The sequence below is a fragment of the Curtobacterium luteum genome (assembly GCF_014646995.1).
GTDB lineage: Bacteria > Actinomycetota > Actinomycetes > Actinomycetales > Microbacteriaceae > Curtobacterium > Curtobacterium luteum.
Window position 1 is genome coordinate 124,441 of the sequence record NZ_BMOI01000012.1, and the last position, 9,177, is coordinate 133,617.

Here is a 9,177-nt window from a genome sequence, read left to right on the forward strand (position 1 = left end):
GCTCGACGCGCTGACGATCCACGACGGTCACCGTCCCGACCCGGACGGTGGCCGTCGTGCGTGACGCTGGCGGTGTGGAACGCAGACCTGAACGACGCCGGCCCCGACGGCCCGACCAACTCGCCGTGCGACGCAGTCTGCTGCGTGACGCGGTGTTCGCCATCGTGCTCGAGAACGTGCTGCTCGGCGTGTACCGGCGGGGCGAACGGCTCCGGCTCGAGCAGCTCGCCGAGGACCTCCGGGTCTCGCGCACCCCGGTCCGCGAAGCCCTGGCCCCGCTCGAGTCGCTCCGACTGGTGTCGGTGCAGCGGTACGTCGGGGTGGTCATCGCGCACTGGTCGGTCGAGCAGATGTGCGAGCGGCTGCGGATCGCCCGGACGATGCTCGTCGAGCCGCCCGGTGACGGCACGGGGACGTCGGAGCGCTTCGACCGGCGGGCGATCGCGGACTGCCGGTCCGAAGCCGGGTGTTTCGTCGAGCTCGCCGCGTGGGTGCTCCGGCGGTCGGGGGCGTCGGTGTCCGCGGACTGGGTCGAGTCCCAGTTCGCCGTGCTGGACGTGTTCTTCACCGACGACGTGTGCGCTGCGAACGGGATCGACGCCGCGGTCGACCGACGGCGGCGGGTGGCCCTGGTCGAACGGGCGTGCGCCGCGGCGGACGGTGACGCCGTCGACGGGTGTGCGAAGGCGCTCGTGGAGCTCGTGGACGCACTGATCGGGATGCCCGAACGGTTCCGCATGAAGGCGTCGGCGTGAGTCCCGCCCTGGACGGGGGCGCGGTGGTGGGCCGCGCCCCCGTCGAGTCGCCCCGCCGGCTGGACACGTCGCGATCGGGCGCGCGGGTCCTGCTGACGTCGGCGGGGCGACGCCGGGTGCTGTGTCGCGACTACGGGGAGGACCCCGGAACGTGATCGCCGCGTCCCGATGATGCTATGCAGCGGGGTACGCGGCGACAACCCCTGCATGTCCCCACTTCGGGGGATCGGCCGGATCGAGCCGCCGCGCGCGGGTGGTCACCGGAGGTCGAGAGCGTGCTCGTCCTCCTGTATGGTGGGGGCAGCGCTCGTGAGGGCGCATGGAGACGTCGCATAGTCAGGCCGAGTGCACCACCCTGCTAAGGTGGAGTCCCCTTTGAGGGGACCGAGGGTTCAAATCCCTCCGTCTCCGCACAACGCCGCAGCCCCGGTCCGATCGGACCGGGGCTGTCGTCGTCCGGAGCTGTCGTCGTCCGGAGCTGTCGTCGTCCGGCCCACGCGTCCCCCGGGGTGTGACGCGGACCCGAGTGCTCACACCGTGACGATCGACCCCGTCGTGGTGGTCCGCGCGGGATGACGGCGAGCAGCGGCTGCGGCGACCGCGGTCAGGGCGACCGACGCCACCGTGATGCCCGCTCCGGCCCAGATCGGCGAGGTGTAGCCGAGGCCAGCGGCGATGGTCAGCCCGCCGATCCAGGCACCGAGGGCGTTCCCGAGGTTGAACGCCGCGATGTTCGCACCGCTGGCGAGCGTCGGCGCGTGGTCGGCGTGCAGCATCACGCGGGTCTGCAGTGCCGGGACGGTGGCGAAGCCGAACGCACCCATGAGCACGAGCGCGACCACGGTGAGCACGGGCGAGGTCGCGACGGCCGCGAAGACGGCGAGCACCACGGTCAGCACCGACAGGACCACCAGGAGGGTGCCGTCGATGGACCGTGCCGCCGCCTTCCCGCCGACGACGTTGCCGACGAACAGCCCGATCCCGAACACCACGAGCAGCCACGGGACGGCCGACGACGCGAACCCGCTGACGGACGTGAGTGTGTAGGCGATGTAGGTGAACGCGCCGAACATCCCGCCGTAGCCGAGGACCGTGATGCCGAGCGACAGCCACACCTGCCCCGAGCGGAAGGCGCCGAGCTCGCGGACCAGCGACGGGGCCTCGGCCTGCCGGACCGTGGGCACCAGGACGAGCACGCCGACGAGGGCGACGACGCCGATCACCGCGATCGCCCAGAAGGTCGCGCGCCATCCGAGCGCCTGCCCGAGGAAGGTCCCGAACGGCACGCCGAGGACGTTCGAGGCGGTGAGGCCGGTGAACATCAGGGCCACGGCCGAGGCACGGCGCTCCCGAGCGACCATGTTCGATGCCACGACGGAGCCGATGCCGAAGAACGCGCCGTGGCACAGTGCCGCGACCACCCGGCCGAGCATCATCACGCCGTACGTCGGTGCAGCCGCGGAGAGCGTGTTGCCGATGACGAACAGGACGAGCAGCCCGACGAGCACCTGCTTCCGGGGCAGTCGGGTGGTGGCCGCGGTGAGACCGAGCGCGCCGACGGCGACCGCGAGGGCGTAGCCGGTGACGAGCCAGCCGGCCGTGGTCTCGGTGACGCCGTAGTCGGCGGCGACCTCGGGGAGCAGGCCGGTGATGACGAACTCCGTGAGTCCGATCCCGAAGCCGCCGAGGGCGAGGGCGATGAGTCCCGCGGGCATGGTGGTCCTTCCGTTGTGCCGTGTCGTCCACCCGCGTACGCTGGTTGTTGCAGACGCGGGGTATCGATAGTTGCACACGCTAGGTACCCGCGCAAGCAACGATGTGTGCCCGGAGGTCCCCATGAGTGTCGACGACACGTCCACCGCGGTCCGCGCGCACGGCTGGCGGACCCTCGCCGCCCTGCACGGCCTGATCGAGACGCGACTCGAGCGCGCGCTGAAGGCCGTCGACCTCTCGGTCGTCGAGTACACGGTGCTCGACGCGCTCCGCCGGCAGGACGGGTTCCACATGCGGATGCAGCAGCTCGCCCGCGCCGCAGCCCTCAGCCCGAGTGCCACGACGCGCCTCGTGAACCGGCTCGAGGACCGCGCGCTCCTCACCCGCGTGCTCTGCGCCGACGACCGGCGCGGCCTCTACACGGAGCTCACCCACGCGGGTCAGGCGCTCCTCGACGAGGCCACGCCGCTCCACGCCGCGGCGCTCGAGGACGCGCTCGCCGAGGCGCGTGAGGTGCCCGAGCTCGAGGAGCTCGCGGTGTCCGTGGACCGGCTCGAGGGCGCACGCGTCTGACGACGTCGGCCCTCCGGGAGCGCCGGCCTGGAGGCACGGTGCGCCCCCGCCCGGCAGGCTACGGTGATCGCATGGTGCGTGGGGGAGTGTCCGTGGTCGCGACGGTGCTGGCGGCTGCGCTGCTCGCGGGGTGCTCCGCAGACCCGAGCGCCGCGGCCGGTCGGCTCGCCGTCGAGGCCTACGTCGAACCGGGCACGCACGCCGGTACCCGTGTCACGGACGCGGGGGGACGAGCGTCGACCATCGGGATCGACGGCGTGACCCTGGCCGAGGACGGCGCGTCGCTCCTCGACCCGCCCGAGGGCACCGCGGCGCTCGCACGGACCGCGACCCGGGCCGGCAGTACGCCGGAGCTCCTCCTGAGCAACTACTCGTCCGACCTCGGCGACTTCTCCCCGGAGATCGGCACGGCCCTGCTGTCGAGCGCGGACCACCGGACCGCGGTGGCCGAAGAACTGGCCCGGCGGGCCCGCGCGCTCGGCATGCGCGGCGTCCAGATCGACCTCGAGTCGCTCCGCGCCAGGGACCGTGCAGGATTGACCGCGTTCGCGAGGACCCTCACCGACGCCGTGCACCGCCGACTCGGCCGGGGCGCCGGGGTGTCGATCGCCGTCATGGCGTCCACGTCCGCGGCGGGCTTCCTCGACACCGGCTACGACCTCCGTCGGCTGACCCGGTACGTCGACCGCGTCGTGCTCATGACGTACGACGAGCACGGCCCGTGGAGCGGCGCCGGCACGATCGGGTCCCTGCCCTGGGCGGAGCGCGTCGTCCGCGCCGCCGAGGCGCAGGGTGTCCCGCGCGGCCGGATCGACCTCGGCATCGCCGGCTACGGGTACGTCTGGGGCGGTGCGCACGACGGCGAGCAGGTCACGCCGGCGCAGGCGGCGAAGCTCGCGGGGGAGCACGCGAAGTGGTCGGCGCGGGACGGCGAGTGGTCCGCGCGGCTCCGCGACGGCACGCGCCTGCACTGGTCCGGTGCGCGGTCGTACCGTGCGCGGACGGCGCTCGCCACGGAGCTCCGGCTGCACGGCGTCGCGCTCTGGTCGCTGAACCTGCAGGCGCTCCCGCGCGACTGACCGGACCACCCACCGGGCCGGGAGGGGCGGCACCGTCCCGACCCGTGCCTCCAGGCCGTCGTCCGGTCGCGTCCGGGACGGGAGTCGGCCGGGTGACGCATCCTCCGGTCCTTGTCACCGGGCCGTTGTAGCATGCACGACACCTGTCCCGAGCCGAGGAGGCCTGCGTGCCGGAACCGACCGCCCCCGCCGTCCCGCTCGAGCACGTCCGAGACGCGGGAGCCGCCATCGTGGCGGCCGTCTCGACCGTCGTCGACGGCAAGGTCGACGCGATCCGGACGGCGCTGACCGTCATGCTCGCCGAGGGCCACCTGCTCGTCGAGGACGTCCCGGGCGTCGGGAAGACCGTGCTCGCGAAGGCGCTCGGCGCATCCGTCGGCGGTTCCGTGAACCGCATCCAGTTCACGTCGGACATGCTGCCGTCCGACGTCACCGGCGTGAACGTCTTCGACCAGTCCTCGGGCACGTTCCGGTTCTCACCGGGGCCGGTGTTCGCGAACGTCGTCATCGGTGACGAGATCAACCGCACCAGCCCGAAGACGCAGTCGGCGCTGCTCGAGGCCATGGCCGAGGCGCAGGTCACCGTGGACGGCGTCACGCGCGCGCTCGAGTCGCCGTTCATGATCGTGGCGACCCAGAACCCGATCGACATGGAGGGCACGTACCCGCTGCCCGAGGCCCAGCGCGACCGATTCACCGCGCGCATCGCGATGGGGTACCCGAGCCTCGACGCCGAGCGGCAGATGCTGGCGAACCGCGGTGTCCGCGACCCGCTGTCGGAGCTCCGGCCCATCGTCGACGTCACGACCCTCCGCGGCATGATCGCCGCCGTCCGCGCGGTCCACGTCTCGCCCGACGTCGAGGCGTACATCGTCGCGATCGTCCGCGCGACGCGGCACCACCCCGACCTCGTCCTCGGCGCGAGCCCCCGTGCCACGCTCCACCTCGCCCAGGCGGCCCGGGCGCACGCAGCCCTCCTCGGACGCCCGTTCGTCACACCCGACGACGTCGCCGCGCTCGCGCCCATCGTCCTCGCGCACCGCCTGGTGCCCGTCGCCAGGGGCCTGGGTGGGTCCGGGGACGACACCGTGCGCGACATCGTGGTGCGGATCGTCTCCGACACGGCCGTGCCCTTCACCGCCACCCCCGTCCGGTCCTGATGTCCTCGTCCGCGGCCCCCTCGTCGCTCGCCCGACGAGCGGGTGCGGCGCGCTCCGTCCTCGTGCGCTCCACCCGCCGGGGCCTCTCGTTCGCCCGGCGGACCCCGTTCCCGCGGCCGACGGTCCGTGGTTGGACCCTGCTCGCGGTCGGCATCGGCCTCGTCGGGGGCGGCCTCGTCGGCAGCACCAGCGTCGCGGTGTCCGCCGGACTGCTGCTGCTCGTCCTGCTCGTGCTCGGCACCGTGCTGGCGTTCGTCGTCGCCGCACCGCTGCGGGGGAGCCGGACCGCCGCGCGCGCGGTCGTCCAGGTGGGCGAGGTCTACCGCGAACGCGTCACCCTCCGCGGCACGGCCCTGCGGTTCGGGCCGCGCTCGACGCTCCTCGTCCGGGAACAGCTGGACGACGTCTTCGCGAGCGTGACGGACGCCGAGACCTACGCGACCGTCGGGCCGAGGACGCCCTCGGCCGTCCTCGACGTCGAGGCCCTGGCGATGCACCGGGGCCGTGGCCTCGTCGGCCCGGTGACGATCCGCGTCGAGGACCCCTTCGGCCTGCTGCGCGTCGACCGTCCGGTGGTCCGCGCGGAGGAGGTCGTGGTCGTGCCCGCGTCGGTGCCGCTCGCCGCCCTCGACACGGGCGCGCTCGCCGGAGCGGTGTCGGCGGACGAGGGCCGGGTCGGCCAGGGCGGTTCGGCGGACGACAGCGAACTGCGCCCGTACCGACCCGGGGACCCGATCCGTCGGGTGCACTGGGGGCAGAGCGCGCGCCGCGGTGAACTCCACGTCCGCCAGACCACGCAGGCCCAGCCGCCGGAGGCCGTCATCGCGCTCGACGTCCGACGCGAGTCCTACCAACGCCTCGGCCGCGACGACCTCGCCGAGCTGTCCGACCTGGGCGGCGACGCGGCGTTCGAGCACGCCGTGGTCGTGGCCGCGAGCGTCGCCCGGGCCCTCGCCGCGCGGACCTCACGCGTCGTCCTGGTCAGCGACGACCCCGACGGGATCACCCGGCACGCGGGGGACGCCGGAGGACTGACCGACGTCCTGGTCGGGCTCGCCGACGTGCGGGTCCGCTCGGACGCTCGCGACGTCACCGAGGTCCTGCCCGACGTCCGCGGGCGCGACGTCCACGGGATGACCGCGGTGGTCACGGGCCGGTGCACGGCGGAGCAGGCGGCCGAGCTCGTCTCCGCCACCATCGGGTCGAGCCGCGGCATCCTCGCCACCATCGTCCCGCCCGAGCCCGTCGTCCGCGGCATCCTCGACCGTGGCGGGTGGCGCACCCTCGTCGTGCCGGTCGCGGGTGCCTCGGCGCAGGGGAGCCTCCGGTGACCGGCACGCAGGCGCCGAGCCGTCGGCGCGGGGTCGACGTCCACGAGATCCTGGACCGCCCGGAGGACCCGCGGGACACCCCGAGCGCGTGGATCACGGTCCTCGCGCCGGTGCCCGTCCTGATCGCATCGCTCGCACTGCGACCGCTCGTGCAGGGCATCTCCTGGTGGGTCGGGGGCGTGCTCGTGGCCGCGGTGCTCGTCGCCGTCCTGCTCGCCGTGCGTCGGAGACCGCCGGGGATCCGCTTCGTCGCCCTCGTCGCCGCCGTCATCGCGACCTCCTGCGCGGCAGCACTCGTGAACGACGTGCAGCCACTGGGGTGGCTCGACAAGGACGGTGCGTTGGGCGAGACCATCGCGGCGATCCGCCTGAACCCCGCGCCCCTGCCTCAGACCGACGCGATCCGGCTCGTCGTCATCGTCGCGATCGCGTGGGTCGCGGCGGCGTCCCTGTTCCTCGCCGCCGTCGCCCCGACCGCGGCGCTCGCAGCCACCCCGGCGCTCGTGATCCTCATCGTCCCGGGCATCATCACCGGGACGCCCGCCAGCCCCGTGCTCGTCGTCCTCACCGCGATCGCGTTCCTCGCCATCCTCTGGCTGTCGGTCCGGCCCGTGCAACGGGCGTTCCCCGCCGCGGTCGTGGGTGCGGTCGGGCTCGTGGTGGCGATCGGGCTGCCCTCGGTGATCCCGCTCAACGCGAGCTGGCTGTCCGGCGTCACCGGTGCGATCCAGTCGCCGATCCAGCCCGGTCGTCCGGGCACGCTGCTCAACCTCGGCCAAGACCTCCGCCGCCCGAACTCCCTCGAGGTGTTCCGCTACCGGTCGTCCGACGGGCAGCCGGAGTACCTCAAGCTCGCCGACCTCGACGAGTTCGGCACCGGCGACTGGGTGCCGACGGTCACGGACGCGAGCAAGTCCGAGACCGCCGACCAGCAGCAGTGGGCCGTCGGAGTGAACCCGCGGCTCTCGACGCGGGGCGACGTGACGGTCCGGATCACCGGGCTGTCGAGCAACTACCTCCCGGTCCCCTCCGGCGCGGTGTCCGTACAGGCGCGGTCGACCAACCTCGACCTGCAGCAGTGGCGCTGGATGGGGCAGTCGAACACGCTGCGGTCGACCGGCCCGGCGACACCCCGTGGTGCGACGTACGAGGTGTACGGCGCGTCGACGTTCGCGAACGCCTACCTCGACGCGTACGCCCAGTCGGGGATGCTGGCACGCGCCGACGGCCGCGGGTTCGCCCGGCCCTCGGACGCGCAGCTCCGGACCGACCTGACGCTGCCGAAGGACCTGCCGGGCGACATCGCCACGACCGCGGCGCGGGTCTCCGCGGGGGCCGGCAACGACTACGAGGAAGCCCGCGCCCTCGAGGGCTGGTTCCGCAGTGACCTCTTCACGTACTCCGAGACCGCGCCCGTCGAGCAGGGGTACGACGGCGACAGCATGGACGTCATCGACACGTTCCTCAAGGTCCGTTCGGGTTACTGCGTGCACTTCTCGTCCGCCATGGCGGTGATGGCCCGCACGCTCGGCATCCCCTCCCGCATCGCCGTCGGCTACCGAGCCGGCACGGACCAGAGCGACGGCGAGTACACCGTCTCGAACCGGCAGCTGCACTCGTGGCCCGAGCTGTACATCCAGGGTGCCGGCTGGGTCGCGTTCGAGCCGACACCGGACTCCGACGAAGCCGCGCAGCCCTCGACCGAACCGTCCACGTCCGCGACGCCCGGGACACCGGACACCCCGTTGCCGGCGCCGGAGCGGTCGACTCCGGCCGACTCACAGCCGCCGTCCACGCCGTCGGCTTCGGCCGAGGCCGGAGCGGCACCGGGGTCGTCGACCGGCGGCGGGCAGGGTGGCCTGGGTCTCGCCGCCGGCGTCGTCCTCGCGCTGGCGCTGCTCATCGCCCCCGGGGTCGTGCGTGCGCTCCGCCGCCGGGCCCGGCTCGCGGCCGTGCGATCCGGCCGGTCCCCTGCCGTCAACGCCTGGCGCGAGGTCCTCGACGACGTCGCCGACCACGGGTACGCACCGGGGCTCGCCCCGCCCGGCGACGCCGCCGCGGCCGCGAGGACCGCCCGCGCCGTCCTCGGTCGCCTGCGCGCCGGTCTGCCGTCCGCGGTGGTCCCGGTGCTCGAACAGGTGGTCGACGCCGTCGATCGCGAGCGCTTCGGTGCCGCGGGCGCCGCGGCGTCGGACAGCGAAGCCCTCGAGCGTGCCGTCCGGGAGGCCCGTGGTGCGCTCGACGCGTCGGTGTCCGCCGGACGTCGGGTGCGGTCGCGGGTGCTCCCGCCGAGCCTCGTGCCGTCGTCGGCGTGGTCGCACGAGGGGCGTCGCTCGCGGCGGAGCCCCGCGTAGCGCGCGCTCCGGCGCGTCCCGCCCCGCCGGCGGGCGCGTCGGCCGCCTTCGCACGATGTGAGGCCGGCGCGCCCGACGGCGGCGGCGACCCGCCAGCGTGCGAGGTTGTCCGCATGGTGCGAGGTCTGCGCCCTTGCACGGTGTGCGTGTCCTCGCACCGTGCGGCGGGCGCGGTGTTGGCCTCGCACGGTGCGGGGCCGGCGCGCCCGACG

At 74.1% G+C, this 9,177-nt stretch carries 7 protein-coding genes and 1 tRNA gene; 7 read left to right on the forward strand and 1 reads right to left on the reverse strand.

The features are described from left to right. Nucleotides 1-125: 125 nt before the first annotated feature. Entirely contained in the window at nucleotides 126-755 is a 630-nt protein-coding gene (locus IEY20_RS13545) for a GntR family transcriptional regulator (protein ID WP_188889224.1), read from the forward strand. 321 nt (nucleotides 756-1,076) lie between these two features. Next, nucleotides 1,077-1,166 (forward strand) — tRNA-Ser (locus IEY20_RS13550). 119 nt (nucleotides 1,167-1,285) lie between these two features. Here the strand turns inward: IEY20_RS13550 and IEY20_RS13555 are convergent. Continuing rightward, complete coding sequence (locus IEY20_RS13555; RefSeq protein ID WP_175328079.1) at nucleotides 1,286-2,470, reverse strand: MFS transporter; 1,185 nt, start codon at nucleotides 2,468-2,470, stop codon at nucleotides 1,286-1,288. 121 nt (nucleotides 2,471-2,591) lie between these two features. On the opposite strand from IEY20_RS13555, the gene IEY20_RS13560 reads away from it, so the two are divergent. From IEY20_RS13560 to IEY20_RS13580, 5 genes are all read left to right on the forward strand, one after another. Next, nucleotides 2,592-3,041 (forward strand): MarR family winged helix-turn-helix transcriptional regulator, encoded by a 450-nt coding sequence (locus tag IEY20_RS13560; RefSeq protein ID WP_022903155.1) that lies wholly within the window; start codon nucleotides 2,592-2,594, stop codon nucleotides 3,039-3,041. A 71-nt stretch (nucleotides 3,042-3,112) separates the two neighbouring features. Continuing rightward, entirely contained in the window at nucleotides 3,113-4,120 is a 1,008-nt protein-coding gene (locus IEY20_RS13565; RefSeq protein WP_175328080.1) for a glycosyl hydrolase family 18 protein, read from the forward strand. A 167-nt stretch (nucleotides 4,121-4,287) separates the two neighbouring features. Continuing rightward, complete coding sequence (locus IEY20_RS13570) at nucleotides 4,288-5,280, forward strand: AAA family ATPase (protein WP_229728058.1); 993 nt, start codon at nucleotides 4,288-4,290, stop codon at nucleotides 5,278-5,280. Next, nucleotides 5,280-6,611: a DUF58 domain-containing protein gene (locus IEY20_RS13575; protein ID WP_175328081.1), complete on the forward strand. Its 1,332-nt coding sequence runs from the start codon at nucleotides 5,280-5,282 to the stop codon at nucleotides 6,609-6,611. Before IEY20_RS13570 ends, IEY20_RS13575 begins: the two co-directional genes overlap by 1 nt. After that, complete coding sequence (locus IEY20_RS13580) at nucleotides 6,608-8,965, forward strand: transglutaminase TgpA family protein (RefSeq protein ID WP_175328082.1); 2,358 nt, start codon at nucleotides 6,608-6,610, stop codon at nucleotides 8,963-8,965. Before IEY20_RS13575 ends, IEY20_RS13580 begins: the two co-directional genes overlap by 4 nt. Nucleotides 8,966-9,177 lie beyond the last annotated feature (212 nt).